Below are 17,463 nucleotides of genomic sequence, written 5' to 3'. Positions count from 1 at the left end.
GGACGATTTATCGCCCGCTTTGACGCTGACAATTATGGTTCTTCCGGAATATGAAACCTGCCTTCGCGCTGTCTTTTTCTTCTACCGGAATTTCTTTGCATCACCTTGCAGACGGCGACTGGTTTTGTGTCGGCGAGGTTTCCGTGGACGCGCTGGACCTGAACGCGCAGCTTCAAACGTTGCGCGAACAGGGGTTCGCCCTTGAAAACAACCTGCGTTGCAAAATTGTCCTGCCTGCCAGTCAGGTGCGCTTTCTTGTCGTGGAGTCCGCAGCGGATGACCCTGCGATCCAAAACCAGCGTGTTCAGGCGGCGTTGTCAGAAGCCACGCCCTATGCTCTGGACGAACTGGTTTATGATACGGCCATAGACGGCCCCAAAACCCATATCGCGGCGGTTGCCAGGCAGACGCTGCAAGAGGCGCAGACCTTCGCAGTCGAACACGGATTTATTCCTGTTCAATTCACAGCCCCGACCGATGAGCAGGAATATCCAGCAGAACCCCAGTTTTCTTTGGAGGTTCCGGCTCAGGTGGACGCAAAAGAGGAAAGCAAGCCAGAGGAATCCGGGGCACATCCTGTCCATGCGATCGCCGCGTCTTCTGTACCTGCCGATTTCCGTTCAGCCCCTTCCCCTAAGCCACAGGGCTACCGTGTCCTTTCGCGCAGTGCATCGCTCGGTGGGTATGCGTTGCCTATCGGCGCTGCTGTTTTCTTGGGTGCTGCGTTGATAGCCTGGGCTTTGATCGCGCCCGATGGGGACAATGCCCCTGAAGTCGTGACCGCGCAGACCGAGGAGACGCCATCAGATCCGGTGCTGCAGCCTGAAAAAGTCACAGCGCCAGATACGGTTGCTTTGGAAACGCCCCCAACGAACCCGCCAACGCGAGCCGAAGACAACGAACCCGACCTATCCCCAACGGATGCCGCGATTCTGGAGGCGTTGAAAGTCGCGCCGACAATCGTCGAACAAGTCGCGCGGGACCCCGACCCTGAGCCTGAGCCTGTTCAAAAACATGCCGGTGCGCGATTTGTTACCCCCGAACCGTTGGCAGAGCCTGCTCTTGAACCGGATGAAAGCCAGTCCAACGAATTTTATTTGACATCAATTGACAGGTCTGATCTGTCGCGTGACGCGCTCGCCTTGCCAGCGGTCAGCAGTTTTGACACTGACACTCCGTTCGTTCCCGTAGCGCCGATAACCAAGCGCGAAGACCCGGAAACGCAGTTTGACCTTGATGATCGCGGGCTCGTGACCGCGACTGCCGACGGCACGCTAAACCCAGACGGCGTGGTCGTTTATCTTGGACGCCCAACCAAGGTGCCGCCTGAAGCCCCCGTTCGCTTTGAAGAAGAACCTATTCTTGAGGATACGAGCGCGCGTTTGGCGCTACTTCGCCCCAAGCCCAGACCCACCGATCTGATTGAACGCTTTGAACGCCAGCAGCTAGGCGGACGCACACGCGAAGAACTGGCCAGCGTAAGACCGAAACTGCGCCCCAAGTCCGTGCAGGACCGGCCGCAGGTTGACGACACACCCACGGCGCTGGCCGTGGTGCGCGTGCCTCGGCCCAAGCCCCGCCCCGCCGGGCTGACGCTCAAGCCTCAGACCTCCACCGCTAAGCTGGGCTCGACTGCGGCGGTCCCTCAAAAAGGTGACGAGGCGGGTTCGTTCCAGGCGAAGTCTGTCGCACCCAAGATACCATCATCTGCATCTGTTGCGCGGCAAGCCACCATCGACAACGCGATCAATCTGCGAAAGCTGAACCTGATCGGCGTTTATGGCACACCGTCAAATCGGCGGGCACTGGTCCGGCTGCCAAGCGGTCGCTACAAGAAACTGAAAGTCGGAGATCGCATTGACGGCGGCAACGTGATCGCCATCAGCGACAGCGAGTTGCGATACCAGAAACGAGGCCAGAACGTCACGCTAAGGATGCCGCGAAGTTGACGGGAACATGGTCAGAGGCAAGTGTGGTCCACCCCCTCTGACCGGCTTAAATACCAACCTTAAGCCGCTGAAATCTCGCCGCTTTCGATCTGTTCGCGCTCGATGGATTCAAACAACGCCTGAAAGTTGCCTTCCCCGAAACCATCGTCACCTTTTCGCTGGATAAACTCGAAAAAGATCGGGCCGATTACGGTTTTCGAGAAGATCTGCAGCAAAATTCTGGTTTCGCCGCCGTCCAATACGCCCTCACCGTCGATAAGGATGCCGTGCTTCATCATTCGGTCCAGAGGTTCCTCGTGGTCGGCAACCCGTTCCGTGGACATGTTGTAGTAGGCTTCGTTCGGGCCGGGCATAAACTTCAAGCCCTTTTCCGCTATCGCGTCTGTCGAGGCATAGATGTCCTCGCTCCCGACTGCGATATGCTGAATGCCTTCGCCCTTGTACTTTTTCAGATACGAGACGATCTGCCCTGTCTCACCCCGGTCTTCATTGATCGGAATGCGAATTCGCCCACAAGGAGACGTCAAGGCACGGCTGTAGAGGCCCGTGAACTTGCCCTGAATGTCAAAAAAGCGGATTTCGCGGAAATTGAACAAGTCGCCGTAGAACTTGAACCACTTGTCCATGTTGCCCTTGTAGACGTTGTGCGTCAGGTGATCGAGGTAATAGAACCCATCTCCCCGTGGTTTGGACTGCTTGGTCCAAGTGAATTCGCGGTTGTAGGGCGAAGTGTCATAGTACTGGTCAATGAAATAGATCAGCGACCCACCGATTCCCTTGATGGCAGGGACGTCCATTGTTTTGTCGTCGGCATCGTAAGGCTCTGCCCCTTTGGACACCGCGTGCTCATACGCTTTTTGGGCATCTACCACGCGCCAACCCATCGAAGGGGCGCAGGGGCCGTGCTCTGCCACAAATTTCGCGGCAAAGCTATTTTCGTCCGCATTCAGAATATAGGTCACATCCCCTTGCTGCCACAGCTCGACTGCTGGTCTGTCCTTGTGGTGACCGACCAGTTCAAACCCCATTTTGGCAAACAGATCGCGCAGCTCCTGAGGGTCTGGGTGGGCGAATTCGACAAACTCGAACCCGTCAGTTCCGGCGGGGTTTTCTGGGCTGATGACAGATTTCGGGGCGTTGTGCGGGAAGGGTCCCATGGCGCGTCTCCGTAAAACAGGAATTTCTTTGCTGATTCCAAAATACGCCTTATCCAACGCTGTTTCTGCGCATTGTTTTCGTGTAACCTAACAGCAGGCGCGCAATTTGCGCACGCCTTGGACAAACCGTGGAGATTTTCCGCATATGCTGGATTCGACTGATACTCGCCTTTTGTCCGCCCTGCAAAAGAATGCACACCTGACCGCGCACCAGTTGGGTGAAATGCTGAACCTGTCACCCAGTCAGGCTGGGCGCAGACGGCAAAGGCTTGAAGCCGAAGGCTATATCACGGGCTACGCGGCCAGATTGGACCCGCTAAAACTGGGGCTTCAGGTTCAGGGCTTCATTCAGGTTCATCTGGGCACGCACGGCCCGGAACAGTCCGAGGGTTTTGCCCGCATGGTCAACACCCGCCCTGAGATCACCAGCGCCTGGACGATGACTGGAGAAGCGGATTATTTGCTCCATGTTTATTGCGACGATCTATCCGCCCTCAATCGCTTGCTTCATCAGGTAATACTGCCGCATCCTGCAGTGGCGAGGGTTCAAAGCCAGATCGTTATGGACCAACTCAAGCGCGACGCGCCCCTGCCCACCTGACCCGAGCAAGAGGACAAACATGGACGACTTCCTTTATCAGGCGACGATCTATCTGGCTGCCGCTGTGATCGCTGTGCCGCTGTCGGCGCGCCTGGGGTTGGGCTCTGTTCTTGGGTATCTTGCTGCAGGCATCGTCATTGGGCCAATGTTCGGCCTGGTCGGTGCTGAAACCGAAAGCCTGCAGCATGTGGCAGAGTTCGGCGTGGTCATGATGTTGTTCTTGATCGGGCTGGAACTTGAGCCTCGGGCGCTGTGGGATATGCGCGACAGGCTCTTGGGGCTGGGTGGTTTGCAAGTACTGCTTTCGACCGCTGTGATCGCCTGTGTTGCCATTTACGCAAACCACCCGTGGTCGGTAGCTTTGGCCGTCGGGCTCACATTGTCGCTATCATCGACCGCAATCGTGTTGCAGACGTTATCCGAGAAGGGACTGATGCAAACCAACGGTGGCCGAGCCACCTTTTCCGTGCTGTTGACACAGGACATCGCGGTCATTCCCATTCTCGCGCTGCTGCCGCTATTGGCCCTGCCTGCCCTTCCGCATTTCGAGGACGACGGCTCTATCGATCGTGGCGTCAAAGACCTGCACGACACAGCCCATCACAGCCTTTCGCTGGTTGAAGGGCTGCCCGGCTGGGCCGTAACGCTGGTTACCATAGGCGCGATTGCGTTTGTCATTCTTGCCGGGGTCTATCTGACACGCCCGCTATTCCGCTTTATCCACGCGACTCGACTGCGCGAGATGTACACCGCACTTGCCTTGATGATCGTGGTTGGTATTTCGTTCCTGATGACCCTGGTTGGCCTTTCGCCTGCTCTGGGAGCGTTTCTGGCGGGCGTCGTACTGGCCAGCTCGGAATTCCGGCACGAAATGGAAAGCGATCTGGAACCTTTCAAGGGTCTTTTCCTTGGTCTGTTCTTCATCACGGTCGGCGCGGGCATTGATATCGCCTATTTCTTCAACGACCCGCTCGACCTGATCGGGCTGGCATTGTTGGTCATTCTTGCCAAAGGGATCATCCTTTATCTGGTTGGCCGGGCGTTCAAATTGCGCGGTCGTGACCATTGGTTATTCACTCTTGGATTGGCGCAGGCTGGCGAGTTCGGCTTTGTACTTCTCGCCTTTTCGACCCAGCAGAACGTGATCCCGCCTGACCTGTCGCAAAAGCTGTTGATGATCATCGCATTGACGATGCTGATAACCCCGCTTTTGTTCATCATCTTCGACCTGCTCTCACGTCGGATCGGAGAAGGCGCGCCGGTACCGGAACCGGATGAGATCGATGAAAAAGGTCCAGTAATTATTGCCGGTATCGGTCGCTTTGGTCAGATTGTGAACCGGCTTGTTCGCGCCAGCGGTTTCAAGACGATCGTTCTGGATCATGACATCGAAACGGTTCAACTTATGCGTCGGTTTGGGGTCAAAGGCTTTTTGGGCGACCCAACCCGCCCAGAACTCCTGCGGGCGGCTGGCCTTGAAAAAGCGGCGGTTCTTGTTGCTGCTATGGATGACCCCAAACAAGTGACACGTCTTGTCAGCTTCGCGCGACGTCAGCGGCCCGATCTGCACATCGTGGCACGTGCGCACGATCGCACTCACGTGTACGAGCTGTATCAGGCAGGCGCTGATGACATCGTGCGCGAGATGTTCGACGGCTCACTACGGGCAGGCCGCTATGTGCTTGAGAACGTCGGCCTCAGTGAATATGAGGCGGCGCAGGCCGAACAGACCTTCTACCACCATGATCGGATGTCAGTCCGTGAACTTGCCGAGCTGTGGATTCCGGGAATGCCCACCGCCGAGAACAAGAAATATATCGAGCGCGCGCAGCAGCTTGAAAAGGATCTTGAGACCGAACTTCTGGAGCTTGCCGAAAAGCACGCCAAGAAATCCGCCTGACCCAAGCTGGATCAGGCTAGTTAGATTATCCGTCCGAGACGCCAGCCTCAGCGAATGTCGCCATTCCCGAGTGGCAAGCCACGGCGCTTTTCAGGATGTTGATAGCAAGCGCGCCACCGGATCCCTCACCGAGACGCAGCCCCAGATTCAATATCGGCTTTTTGCCGAGGCGCTCAAGAACAGCGCCATGAGCGCCCTCGGCGCTCTGGTGCCCGGCAATCGCGTGATCCAGCGCTCCGTCAAAGGTTTTAGCCAAACAAGCGGCCGCCGCCGAACAGATGAACCCATCAAGTATGACCGGAATACGCAGCACACGAGCCGCTGCAATCGCACCCGCCATGGCCGCGATTTCACGCCCCCCAAGTCTGCGCAGAATTTCCAGCCCATCTCCCGAACCGGAATGCAAGGCTACGCCCTGTGCTACGACACGGGTCTTGTTAGCCAGCCCGGCGTCATCGACACCGGTTCCGCGACCGGTCCAATCGGACGCGTCCCCACCAAACAACGCGCACGAAATCGCGGCGGCCGGAGTTGTGTTGCCTATACCCATTTCGCCCACGACCAAAAGATCAGCTTTGGGATCAACGGCCGCCCAACCAGTTTGCAATGCCTGCAACAACTCGCCTTCGGACATGGCTGGCTCAACGGTAAAGTCCTTGGTCGGGCGATCCAGATCCAGCGCGTGCACATTCATTGACGCCCCTGCCGACTTGGCGAGCTGGTTGATCGCTGCACCGCCGTGTTCAAAATTCATGACCATCTGAACGGTCACTTCTGGCGGAAAAGCGGACACGCCCTGTTGCGTGACGCCGTGATTTCCGGCGAACACGATGACCTGCGGCGAGGCGATGTGCGGACGCGCGTCCCCGCGCCATCCTGCATACCAGATCGCAAGATCCTCTAACCTTCCCAGCGCTCCGGGCGGTTTCGTCAACTGGCCGTTGCGTTCAGCCGCGCCTTGTGACGCATCACTGTCGGGACCACGCACTTGACCAAGAGCGTCACGGAAGGAATCAAGATCATTCAGTTCGGGCAGCATCCAAAGCCTCGTTGCATCACAGTGGTCCTGCGTGTTTAACCGAAGCGACCGAAGCAACAAGACCCAGAAAGGCGCGGGAGTGCTAAAAAACGACACCAAGCTTATTTCCCTATGGGATATCCCGCTTGCGCTGGTTCTGTTGACGCGCCTGCCGGTCCCCCGCTTGCCAGAACATGTCTTTGCGCGACAGGCAGAATCCGTGTGGGCCTTTCCGCTTGTGGGGCTGGTTGTCGGGTTCTTGGCTTGCGCTTTGGGTTGGGTTTCCGAGACCTCGAACCTGCCCACCATAGTCAGCGCCGTTCTGATCGTTTCCGTTCTGGCCATAGCCACAGGCGCCATGCACGAAGACGGTTTGGCCGACAGCGCCGATGGGTTTTGGGGAGGGTTCACTCGGGAACGCCGTCTGGAAATCATGAAGGACAGCCAGATCGGAACATATGGCGTCCTGACGCTGATATTGTCTCAGAGCCTCCGGGTCGCCCTGATAGCCACGGTTCTGACAGCCGGAGGGTTTGCCGGTGTCCTCGCCGCCTGCATCGGATCACGTGCGGTCATGCCGGTGTTAATGGCTGCGCTGCCAAATGCACGAAGCTCTGGCCTTAGCCACTCTGTCGGAGCCCCAGGTGCTGGCGCCGTTATTTTGGGGGTCGGTGTCGCTCTGGCACTTTCGCTTCTATTGGTTGGAGCGGCGGCCTTGGTCCCGATTTTGGCGTGTGCCATCTCGACCGCAGCAGTCGCGGCTCTGGCCACAAACAAGATCGGCGGACAGACTGGCGACGTGCTTGGCGCTGCTCAGCAACTATCTGAAATCGCATTTCTGCTGGCTCTGGCAGTTGTTCTTTAGGACGCACCACCTGTTTCGATCCTAAGAGCCTCACCACAGTGTTTGCAGTGCACCGCATCCGGGTCATGGCGGAACAGGCCACAGCTTGGGCATTTATAGCGCACTTTCTGAGGCATGAAGATCGCTTGCGCCAGCCTAACGAACAGAGCCACGCCAACCACCATGATGAACACCGAAAACAGCTTACCCCCCGGTGTCGCCAAGGTGATATCACCGAACCCGGTAGTGGTCAGCGTCGCCATCGTGAAATACAGCGCGTCGATATAAGCCGTTTGGCTGTTTTCAGGAATGAAAAAGACCAAAACCGCAGTCGAAGTCACGAACACGAAAACCAAAAGGTTGATCGCGGCAATGACCGCGTCTTCATGTGTCCTGAAAAACTCGCTGTCGCGGCGTAAGTCTCTGAGCAAATGATAGGAGTGGATCAATCGCAACGCCCGCAAAATGCGGAGGAAAGCAAGATTCCCGGAAATGAAGGGATCCAGCATCAGCGAAATGATCACGACCAGATCGGCAAGAGTATATATCTTGGAAAATAGCTTCCAGCGATCTTTTGCGATCCACAAACGCGCGGAAAAGTCGGCAAGGATCAACAGCCCGATGACCATGCTTAGAATTGTAAGCCCCGGCCCATGTGGAACATGTGCGGTGGCGACAAAAAACACGATCGTCACCAGATCGAACAGGATTAACCCGTACCGAAACCAGACGGAAACCGGGTCGTGTCCGATGTAAAGATATTTGAGAGTCCGCTTTACCTTGGCCATGTACCCGCCTCTGTTTACAGGAAAATTAGCCGCAAATAGACAATTCACCAAGCGTTCGGGCACGAAAAAGGCCGCTCTGAATCCAGAGCGGCCTCAAATTTGTGTTCTGCGGCGTCAGGCGGCTGCTGCGCGCGAGGTCAGAACTTCGTCCACTTGTTTGGCGGCCGAAACCTCTCCGGCGCCAGAAACGGCGGCGACTTCGCGGGTCAGACGTTCCAGCGCGGCTTCATAAAGCTGACGCTCGGAATAGCTCTGCTCGCGCTGATCGTCGGTGCGATGCAGGTCACGAACAACCTCGGCGATCGAGATCAGGTCACCGGAATTGATCTTCTGTTCGTATTCCTGCGCGCGACGGGACCACATGGCGCGTTTCACCTTTGCCTTGCCCTTGAGGGTTTTCATCGCCTGGCTGATAACATCAGGCGAGCTGAGCGACCGCAAACCGGACTCGGTTACCTTGTTGGTCGGAACCCGCAGGGTCATTTTGTCTTTTTCAAACGAGATAACGAACAGCTCAAGTGAATATCCCGCGACTTCCTGTTCTTCGATCGAAATGATCTGACCCACGCCATGCGCGGGGTAAACAACGTAATCGTTTGGGCGGAACTCAAGCTTTTTCGACTTAGACATACAGGTTCATCCTTAGTTACTGAGCGAAGGACAGACAAAAAAACACACCAGCCCGCGCCCATATTCGGCCCGGTCAGGCGGTCTATTTGTCACTAAATCAGAACTCCAAAGCGCACATACTTACGGAGCACATCCCCAACTCATTCATCATTCAGGTTCTGATTATATCACAAAATTGAGGCCTGCGAAAGTCGCAGCCGACTTACAGCCAGCAATCCCCTTTGTGTCCAAGGGATTACGCCACCTTTTTGCATTTGACCAACCGGTTCAAAAACGCGAATCGGTCAACCGCCTTCGCCGGGCGCTTCAGAGAAATACTTCTCCATTTTACCTTCTTCGCCGTCGCGTTCTTCTGCGCCGGGCAGAGGGTCTTTCTTGGTCACGATAACCGGCCACTGTTCCGAGAACTTCCGGTTGAACTCTACCCACTGATCCATTCCGGGCTCGGTATCGGGGCGAATTGCATCGGCAGGGCACTCAGGTTCACAAACACCACAGTCGATACACTCGTCGGGGTGGATGACCAACGTGTTCTCACCTTCATAGAAACAATCGACCGGGCATACTTCGACGCAGTCGGTGTATTTGCAGGCGATGCAGTTTTCGGTGACAACATAGGTCATTGTGGACTTCCTGTTTGCGCTTTGGGCGTCTAGCTAAATCAGTATGGCCGGGTCTTCAAGATATGATCAGCTATCTTGAGTGCGAGAAAGATCAAGCGCGCGCCGTTCTTTCTTTGTGGGACGACCTTTTCCCTCAAATCCGGGATTTCTGGGCGGAGCGTCCTGTTTTTCTGTCAAATCAGTATAAAGCGTTTGAGCCTCGGTTGCCGGGCCACGTCGCTCACCCAGCAATTCAACACGGACCACCCGGACAATGCGACCCTGCGGAAAGGTTAGAACATCCCCAATCACAACCGATTGCGAAGGTTTCTGCACCCGATTTCCATTTAGTCGCACATGTCCGGCGCTGACCTGCTTGGCGGACAGGCTGCGAGTCTTGAAGAACCGCGCCTGCCACAGCCATTTGTCGATCCGCAGCTTGGCATCCGCCATCCGCGTTTAGTTGCCGTCCTTCAGGCCCATAAGCGCCGCAGCGAATGGGTTATCGGGATCAATGGCTTTCTCTTTCTTGGGCGGACGGGCCGAGAAGGATTTCGCGCCTTGCGGCTTGCCGCCCTTCTTGCCTTGCGGCCGACGGTTGTCCTGAGACTTACCGCGCGGCTTGCCCTTGCCCTGCCCCTGCTCACGGCGAGGGCCACGGTTCTGCTGCCGCTGGCGACCCCATGTGAACGTGAAGAACACCTCGACCTCAGGCTCATCCGCGGCCGGAGCCTCGGCTGACGCCTCGGTGCTTTCGGTGGCCTCGGCTGGCGCCTCGGCGGGTGCGGCGACCTCGTCAGTGGGCGCTTCGGGGGCCGGGGTTTCCTCAGTTACAGATTGTTCGGCCGCTTCCACCTCAGGCTGTTCTGCCGGAGCGGGCTTGATCTTTTCACGCTCGCCGCGTTCGGCCTTGTAGCCCAAGCCCTGCATCAGGTCCGCGAATTGTTCCAGCGTCATACCGGTGATCGAAAGCATGTCGGGCTTGGCCTCAAACCCGCCTCGGCTGTCTTCGGCGCGCAGCATATCGGCCAGACGTTCCAGCATGTCGATGCGGATCGAGCGTTCGCCGGCATCGCGGTAGCCGCACATGGTGTCATAACCCTGCGGCGCGTCCTTGGCGACGGGCACGGTGACCAGACCCGGAGGCGGTGCCTCGGGGAATTCCTGCAATCCGCTGGACAGCGCCCACAACACCAGACGCAAGCGCGTGGGTGCGGGTTTCAGCAGCAGTGGCATGAAGATGGTGAACTGGCCAAACCGGATGCCGTGCTTGCGCAGCGCGCCACGGGCGTCCTGATCCAGATCCTTGACCTCTTGCGCGACCTGTGCGCGGGGCAGAACGCCCAGAGCCTCGACCATGCGGAAGGCAAAGCCCTTGGCCAGACCGCTCAATTCCTCGTCTCGCGACAGGTTCAGCAGCGGTTCAAACAGCGCGGCCACCTTACGGTCGATGAAATGCTGCAACCGGCGCTGCACTTTCTGTTCGACATCGGGGCCAACGGCCTCATCCACAAACACCTCGACCATCGGCTTGAGAGGTTCAGCCCCGGCAACCAGCTTGCCGACGGCGTACTCGCCCCACATCAGGCCACCTTGTTCGGTGAAATCAATTTCGGTATCGGGCGCGTTGTAGAAGCGGTCGGCGCGCAGATGGAATTGCGGCGCGAGAGCCTGCAAGGACGCCGATTTCAAGGCTTTCGCCTCGGTCCCCTGCGCGGCTTTGTCCGGGATAAACCGGAACCCTTCCAGACGACCGACGAATTCGCCTTCGACGGTCACTTCACCCTTGTCATTTACTTCGGCCAAAAGGGCCTCCTTCTGTTTGAGCCGCCGCAGCAAAACGGATGTGCGCCGGTCCACAAATCGTTGGGTCAGACGGTCATGCAGAGCGTCCGACAGCCTGTCTTCTACAGTGCGCGTTTCGCCGCGCCAATGGGATTCGTCACGAACCCACCCGTTTCGTTGCGCAACATATGTCCAGGTGCGAATATATGCCAGCCGTTTGGACAGCGCATCAATATCCCCATCCGTCCGGTCGATCCGGCGGATTTGCCGCGCCATAAAGTCATCGGGGATCGACTTACGTTCGTGCAAGTGGCCGTAGATCACCTCAAGCAGGCTGGCATGTTCAGCGTGGCTAATGCCGCGAAAGTCGGGGATTCGGCATACATCCCACAGCAGACGGATAGATTGCGGGTCACTGGCGCGGGCCATTACCTCGGTCACTTGCGAGAGCGATTTCAGCACATTCAGGTCATCGGCGGGACGCGCTTTGAGCAGGTTTTCGTTGTCCGGACTAACTTCAAGCGAGTCGATTAGTGCCTCTATCGAGCCGAACCGCAAAGCGGCATTCCGCCAGTTCAGCTTTTTCATCGGCGTAAAGCGGCTGTCCATGATCGCTTGCGCCACCCCCTCGTCCAGCGGCGGAGCCTCGCCGGTGACGCCAAAGGTGCCGTCCGACATGCCGCGTCCGGCCCGACCTGCGATCTGCGCCAGCTCATTAGGGGCCAAGGGCCGCATCCGCCGACCGTCGAACTTGGTCAATGAGGAAAACGCCACATGGTTCACATCCAGGTTCAGTCCCATCCCGATCGCATCGGTGGCGACCAGATAGTCGACCTCGCCATTCTGATAGAGGTCAACCTGTGCGTTGCGCGTGCGCGGGCTGAGTGCGCCCATGACGACTGCCGCCCCGCCCTTTTGACGGCGCAGCAACTCTGCGATGGCATAAACACTATCGACCGAGAACCCGACGATGGCGCTGCGCGGGGGCATCCGGCTGATCTTTTTCGACCCGGCATAGACCAGTTGAGACATCCTCTCGCGCCGCACAAACTGCGCCTCGGGCACAAGCGCTGCGATGGGCCCGCGCATGGTGTCCGAGCCCAGAAACAACGTCTCATTGGTGCCACGCGACCGCAGCAGGCGGTCAGTGAAAACATGGCCACGCTCGGGGTCGGTACAAAGCTGGATTTCGTCGATGGCCACGAAATCGGCCCCCATGCCTTCGGGCATCGCCTCAACCGTGCAGACCCAATATTGCGTGCGCGGGGGTACGATCCGTTCCTCGCCCGTGACCAACGCCACGACGGACGGTCCACGAATGGCGACGATCTTGTCATAAACCTCGCGCGCCAGAAGACGCAGCGGCAGGCCGATCACACCGGTCCGGTGCCCCAGCATCCGCTCGATCGCGTAGTGGGTTTTGCCTGTGTTGGTTGGGCCCAGTACGGCCACGATTCGGGATGACCCGCTCACTCTTGCCCCCTGCCCCGGCGCTTTAGAGGGCCGAGCCCTCGACCTGAGGCTTCAGTCGATTCACCGCATTGGTTACTTCTTCGTGATGGGGATGTATAGCCAAGGCGCGTTCATAGGCCGCCAGCGCTTTGTCAGGCTTGCCGACAAATTCAAAAATCAGACCCAAGCCATAAATGGCCTCGTAATTGTTCGGGTTCAAAGCGAGAGCTTGCCGTAAATCGGCCGCCGCCATGCCAAAGCGTTCGATGCCAAAAAAAGCCGACGCGCGGACATGCCAGCCCTCTGCGAATTCGGGCGCGTGATCGGTCAAGGCCGTCAGGTGGTCAATCGCGGCCTGCGTATCACCGTCGTCCAATGCCTCGCGTCCACGCTCTAACAGCAAATCTGCCGATGCGGACCCGGACAAAGCCCACAGCGCCTTGAGTTGGCGATCCAGACCCGTTGCTTGTTCCGGCGTCGATTGCGCCAGTTGTTCCAGCAGTTCAGCCTCGTCCCTGGAATCTGCGGTCTGAGCGGCACAAGGAATGGAAAACGTGACTAGCAATGCAGTTGCCGCAACGATACCTTTGAGATTTGTGCAAGTAGTGATCATAACAGCGTTCAGTGTAGCGTAGCGCAAAGGGATGTCCATTCCTCGCGCTCAAATCAATGTGAGGAGAATCATGAGCGACACTCTGGAAAAAGCCGCAGCAGCGCTGAACGAAAAACTGGCCGACAGCGGTTTTGCAGCCTCTGCCAAGTTTGCAATCGCGGATCTGGGCTCGATCGTGCTGGACGGCAGCGGCGCACGCATCAGCGACGAAGACACCGACGTAACGATGAGCGCGGATGCTGAAACTTTTGAACAAATCCTGAGCGGCGAACTGAACCCGACCGGTGCATTCATGTCCGGCAAACTCACTGTAGACGGCGACATGGGTATCGCCATGCAGTTGGCGTCGGCTCTGGCCTGATGAATCTGTTGCCGGCCCCTTTGTTTGAAGATGTGGCCGGCGCACCCCCCGGCGGTCAGGCTCATTGGCTGAACACCGCGGATGACACTCGTATTCGGGTTGCGCATTGGATGCCCGAAGGCAATGCCTGTGGAACAGTAATGATGTTTCCGGGACGAACCGAGTATATCGAGAAATACGGCGACGCAGCATCCGAATTCGTGGGGCGCGGGTTTGCTTTTCTTTCAATCGACTGGCGTGGACAGGGGCTGGCGGATCGACTGCTAGATGACCCTCGGGTTGGCCACGTTGACAAATTCACCGACTATCAACAGGACGTGCGGGCCGTTCTTGACATGGCGCAGCGTCAAAACCTGCCAAAGCCTTGGTTTGTCATCGGACACTCGATGGGCGGCGCAATCGGACTGCGCGCCGTTTTTGAGAACGACTGCTTTGCAGCTTGCGCCTTTACCGGGCCGATGTGGGGTATTTTCTTTACGCCCCTGATGAAACCTCTCAGCCGATTGACGGCCTATTGGGGGCCGCGTTTTGGCCTTGGGGAAAAGACACCCCCTACCACGTCGCTTGAGAGTTACGTTTTATCGCAGCCCTTCGAGGGCAACGTTCTGACACGCGATCCTGACATGTATAAAATGATGCAGGACCAGTTGATCGCCTATCCGGATCTGACCTTGGGCGCACCTTCGACCATCTGGCTGCGCGAGGCGCTGGAGGAGTGTTCGTGGCTCATGGCGCAAACCGCCCCTGCCACCCCTTGCCTGACTTTCCTCGGCAGCCACGAACAGATCGTCGACCGCAAGGCGATCCGTGCGCGCATGGCGAACTGGCCCAGTGGAACGCTGGTCGAGATTCCAGATGGCGAACACGAAGTCCTAATGGAAGCGTCCGATATACGCGGCCCAGTATTCGACCAACTGGCAGCGCATTTCAAAGCTGCAAAAACCAATCCAAAGTCGGAACCGGCACTGTCAAGCTAAGACCCTGCTTGTGATCCTTGAGCGTCGCGCCTAGATGTTTGCAAATGCAGATTTTCGAGGTGATCCATGCGCGACCTTCCCTTTCCCGTCCGTGACGCAAATGCAGTCGGAGGGGCCGACAATCTTGGCGACCTGCCGGAATGGGACCTGACGGACCTTTACAGCTCTGAGGACGCGCCTGAACTGGCTGCCGATCTGGAATGGCTGGAAGGGGAATGTGCTTCTTTTGCCGCCGACTACGAAGGCAAGCTGGCCGATCTGGATGCCGACGGCTTGCTGCACTGCGTCTTGCGCAACGAAAAGATCAACGCGATTGCCGGGCGGATCATGTCCTTTGCCGGTCTGCGCTACTACCAACTGACCACGGATGCCGAGCGTGCCAAGTTCCTGTCGGACATGCAGGAAAAGATCACGATCTTCACAACCCCACTGGTTTTCTTCACCCTGGAAATCAACCGTATCGACGACGACGTGCTGAAGACGCATTTCGGGTCGAACGCTGATCTGGCCCGATACGAGCCCGTATTCCGCCGTATCCGCGCGATGAAGCCCTACCAACTGTCTGATGAACTGGAAAAGTTCCTGCATGACCTCGGTGTGGTTGGTGATGCGTGGGAACGTCTTTTCGACGAAACCATCGCCGGTTTGACCTTTACGGTCGATGGCGAAGAACTGAACATCGAAGGCACCCTGAACTTCCTGACCGAGCAAGATCGCAGCAAACGCGAAGCCGCCGCGCGAGAGCTGGCCTCGGTCTTTCAAGACAACATCAAAACCTTTGCCCGCGTTCACAACACACAGGCCAAGGAAAAGGAAATCGTGGACCGCTGGCGCAACATGCCGACCGCCCAAACAGGTCGCCACCTGTCGAACGATGTCGAACCCGAAGTGGTCGAGGCACTGCGCGAGGCGGTCGTGGCCGCCTACCCCAAGCTAAGCCATCGCTATTACGAGCTGAAACGCAAATGGCTGGGACTGGACGTCATGCAGGTCTGGGACCGTAACGCGCCGCTGCCGATGGAAGACACGCGCGTCGTGGGCTGGGACGAGGCCGAGAAAACGGTGATGGATGCCTACAACGCCTTCGACCCCCGGATGGGCGAGATCGCAGCGCCCTTCTTCTCGAAAGGCTGGATCGATGCAGCGGTGAAACCGGGCAAAGCGCCGGGCGCGTTTGCGCATCCGACGGTGACGGACGTCCACCCTTACGTGATGCTGAACTATCTGGGTAAACCGCGCGATGTGATGACGCTTGCGCATGAGCTGGGCCACGGCGTGCATCAGGTTCTGGCTGCAGATCAGGGTGAGATGCTGTCCTCGACCCCGCTGACTCTGGCCGAGACAGCGTCGGTGTTCGGCGAAATGCTGACCTTCCGCAAAATGCTGGATCAGGCCGAAACGCCGGAACAGCGCAAGGTTCTGCTGGCCGGAAAAGTCGAGGACATGATCAACACGGTCGTCCGCCAGATCGCTTTCTACGACTTTGAATGCAAGCTCCATGCCGCCCGGCGCGAAGGCGAACTGACCCCCGACGACATCAACGCCCTATGGATGAGCGTGCAGGCCGAAAGCCTTGGGCCCGCATTTGAATTCATGGACGGGTACGAGACCTTCTGGGCCTATATCCCGCACTTCGTCCACTCGCCCTTCTATGTCTACGCCTATGCGTTTGGCGACGGTTTGGTAAACGCGCTCTATTCGGTCTACGAAAGCGGCTCGGACGGGTTCGAGGACAAGTATTTCGAGATGCTGCGCGCCGGTGGATCAAAGCACCACAAGGACTTGCTGGCCCCGTTCGGGCTGGACGCCAGCGATCCCAAGTTCTGGGACAAAGGGCTAAGCATGATCTCGGGCTTCATCGACGAATTGGAAGCGATGGAAGGCTGATCACGTCTGGTTTTTGGTTGTCAGAAAGACAGCGGCCACAATCAGTACAGCACCCGTGGCCGCGATCGGAGTGATCGCGGCCCCCAGAAAAATCGCCGCATTGATGAAGGTGAACACGACCGAGGCTGCGAACAAGAGTGTCGCGGCCAGGGTCGAGACGCGTGCTGCGGCCTCGTACCAAAGGTAATAGGCCAACGCCGTCGGCAGAACGCCAAGAAGGATCAGGAACAGCAGGTCCGTCGCTGTCGGCACTCGCATGGACAGCGCCGCCAACGGCAGCAACAGAAGTCCCGAGCACAAGAATATCCCGAACAGAAAGTTCAGACGTTCACCGGTGGATTTCGAGTTTCGCATTGCCCGGCTGCTTGCGATCAGAAACACGGCCCAGCTTAAGCCCGCGCCTATTTCGAGGATATCGCCGAATAAAGGTTCGCCACCGCCCTGGAAGTCTCGAAAGACGGTTAGAAACACACCCAATATCGCGAGGCATGTTGCCAGAACATCGGTTCGGGTAACGGGTGTTTCGGCGAAAAAATACAGAAACACCAAAACGAAGAACGGTGCCGTGTTCTCTAGCACCATGGCATTTGCGGCCCCGGTATGCTCCAGCCCGATATGAAAGAGGATGTAGTTGATGACGGTCGACAGGACTGCAAGCTGGAAATAGCGGTCGCGCCATCGGACCGACGCTTGAACTTTCAAAACACGCAACAGGCCGTAGATCGCCAGCGCCGCAATAAACAGGCGCGACACCGCGATCTGCATTCCACCAAGATCGTTGTTCAGAAACCGAACGATGACACTATGCGTGCCCCACAGGAACGCCGCCATAAACCCCAGAAACAGCCCGTTTTGCCATATTGACGGCTGTGCGCGGGTGTCGGCCAAGCTGTTCCTCC

At 57.7% G+C, this 17,463-nt stretch carries 16 protein-coding genes; 7 read left to right on the top strand and 9 right to left on the bottom strand.

What is annotated here, in order from left to right:
* Positions 1–95 precede the first annotated feature (95 nt).
* Positions 96–1,949, top strand: a complete 1,854-nt coding sequence (locus tag ACR0KS_RS04190) for a hypothetical protein (protein WP_480693129.1) — start codon at positions 96–98, stop codon at positions 1,947–1,949.
* Positions 1,950–2,008: 59 nt separating this feature from the next.
* Here ACR0KS_RS04190 and hppD read toward each other — a convergent pair whose 3' ends face one another.
* On the bottom strand, positions 2,009–3,106 hold the full coding sequence (gene hppD, locus ACR0KS_RS04185; RefSeq protein ID WP_170562942.1) for a 4-hydroxyphenylpyruvate dioxygenase: 1,098 nt from the start codon (positions 3,104–3,106) through the stop codon (positions 2,009–2,011).
* Between the two features lie 145 nt (positions 3,107–3,251).
* Here hppD and ACR0KS_RS04180 point away from each other — a divergent pair, with 145 nt between their 5' ends.
* Both ACR0KS_RS04180 and ACR0KS_RS04175 read left to right on the top strand, forming a co-directional pair.
* Positions 3,252–3,707, top strand: a complete 456-nt coding sequence (locus ACR0KS_RS04180) for an Lrp/AsnC family transcriptional regulator (RefSeq protein WP_170562939.1) — start codon at positions 3,252–3,254, stop codon at positions 3,705–3,707.
* A gap of 19 nt (positions 3,708–3,726) precedes the next feature.
* Entirely contained in the window at positions 3,727–5,607 is a 1,881-nt protein-coding gene (locus ACR0KS_RS04175; protein ID WP_170383810.1) for a monovalent cation:proton antiporter-2 (CPA2) family protein, read from the top strand.
* A 25-nt stretch (positions 5,608–5,632) separates the two neighbouring features.
* Here the strand turns inward: ACR0KS_RS04175 and cobT are convergent, their stop codons facing one another.
* The gene (gene cobT, locus ACR0KS_RS04170; protein WP_170562936.1) at positions 5,633–6,646 is read right to left on the bottom strand and encodes a nicotinate-nucleotide--dimethylbenzimidazole phosphoribosyltransferase; all 1,014 of its coding nucleotides are present in this window, start codon (positions 6,644–6,646) and stop codon (positions 5,633–5,635) included.
* 79 nt (positions 6,647–6,725) lie between these two features.
* Here cobT and cobS point away from each other — a divergent pair, with 79 nt between their 5' ends.
* On the top strand, positions 6,726–7,490 hold the full coding sequence (gene cobS / locus ACR0KS_RS04165; protein ID WP_170803169.1) for an adenosylcobinamide-GDP ribazoletransferase: 765 nt from the start codon (positions 6,726–6,728) through the stop codon (positions 7,488–7,490).
* Here cobS and ACR0KS_RS04160 read toward each other — a convergent pair.
* From ACR0KS_RS04160 to ACR0KS_RS04135, 6 genes are all read right to left on the bottom strand, one after another.
* Positions 7,487–8,257, bottom strand: coding sequence for an ion channel (locus tag ACR0KS_RS04160; RefSeq protein WP_170562930.1), 771 nt, complete (start codon positions 8,255–8,257; stop codon positions 7,487–7,489). The two genes, cobS and ACR0KS_RS04160, sit on opposite strands and share 4 nt — an antisense overlap.
* Before the next feature lie 114 nt (positions 8,258–8,371).
* Entirely contained in the window at positions 8,372–8,887 is a 516-nt protein-coding gene (locus tag ACR0KS_RS04155) for a CarD family transcriptional regulator (protein ID WP_170348382.1), read from the bottom strand.
* A 284-nt stretch (positions 8,888–9,171) separates the two neighbouring features.
* Positions 9,172–9,510 carry a ferredoxin FdxA gene (gene fdxA, locus ACR0KS_RS04150; protein ID WP_170383802.1) on the bottom strand — a complete coding sequence of 113 codons (339 nt, stop codon included), beginning with the start codon at positions 9,508–9,510 and terminating at the stop codon, positions 9,172–9,174.
* A gap of 66 nt (positions 9,511–9,576) precedes the next feature.
* Complete coding sequence (locus ACR0KS_RS04145; protein ID WP_170383800.1) at positions 9,577–9,942, bottom strand: RNA-binding S4 domain-containing protein; 366 nt, start codon at positions 9,940–9,942, stop codon at positions 9,577–9,579.
* Positions 9,943–9,948: 6 nt separating this feature from the next.
* On the bottom strand, positions 9,949–12,747 hold the full coding sequence (locus tag ACR0KS_RS04140; RefSeq protein WP_170562927.1) for a DEAD/DEAH box helicase: 2,799 nt from the start codon (positions 12,745–12,747) through the stop codon (positions 9,949–9,951).
* A gap of 22 nt (positions 12,748–12,769) precedes the next feature.
* Positions 12,770–13,378 carry a tetratricopeptide repeat protein gene (locus ACR0KS_RS04135; RefSeq protein ID WP_170562924.1) on the bottom strand — a complete coding sequence of 203 codons (609 nt, stop codon included), beginning with the start codon at positions 13,376–13,378 and terminating at the stop codon, positions 12,770–12,772.
* 31 nt (positions 13,379–13,409) lie between these two features.
* Between ACR0KS_RS04135 and ACR0KS_RS04130 the strand changes: the two genes are divergently transcribed.
* From ACR0KS_RS04130 to ACR0KS_RS04120, 3 genes are all read left to right on the top strand, one after another.
* The gene (locus tag ACR0KS_RS04130) at positions 13,410–13,700 is read left to right on the top strand and encodes an SCP2 sterol-binding domain-containing protein (protein ID WP_170562922.1); all 291 of its coding nucleotides are present in this window, start codon (positions 13,410–13,412) and stop codon (positions 13,698–13,700) included.
* A complete protein-coding gene (locus ACR0KS_RS04125; RefSeq protein WP_170562919.1) occupies positions 13,700–14,677 on the top strand; it encodes an alpha/beta hydrolase in 978 nt (325 codons plus the stop codon). The genes ACR0KS_RS04130 and ACR0KS_RS04125 overlap by 1 nt, the downstream gene beginning before the upstream one ends.
* A 66-nt stretch (positions 14,678–14,743) precedes the next feature.
* On the top strand, positions 14,744–16,564 hold the full coding sequence (locus ACR0KS_RS04120) for a M3 family oligoendopeptidase (RefSeq protein ID WP_170562916.1): 1,821 nt from the start codon (positions 14,744–14,746) through the stop codon (positions 16,562–16,564).
* Here the strand turns inward: ACR0KS_RS04120 and ACR0KS_RS04115 are convergent, their stop codons facing one another.
* The gene (locus ACR0KS_RS04115) at positions 16,565–17,452 is read right to left on the bottom strand and encodes a DMT family transporter (protein ID WP_170562913.1); all 888 of its coding nucleotides are present in this window, start codon (positions 17,450–17,452) and stop codon (positions 16,565–16,567) included. It lies immediately after the preceding gene.
* Between the last annotated feature and the right edge of the window lie 11 nt (positions 17,453–17,463).

Source organism: Ruegeria sp. BC7 (assembly GCF_056539165.1).
This window is presented reverse-complemented; position numbering and strand designations above follow the sequence as displayed.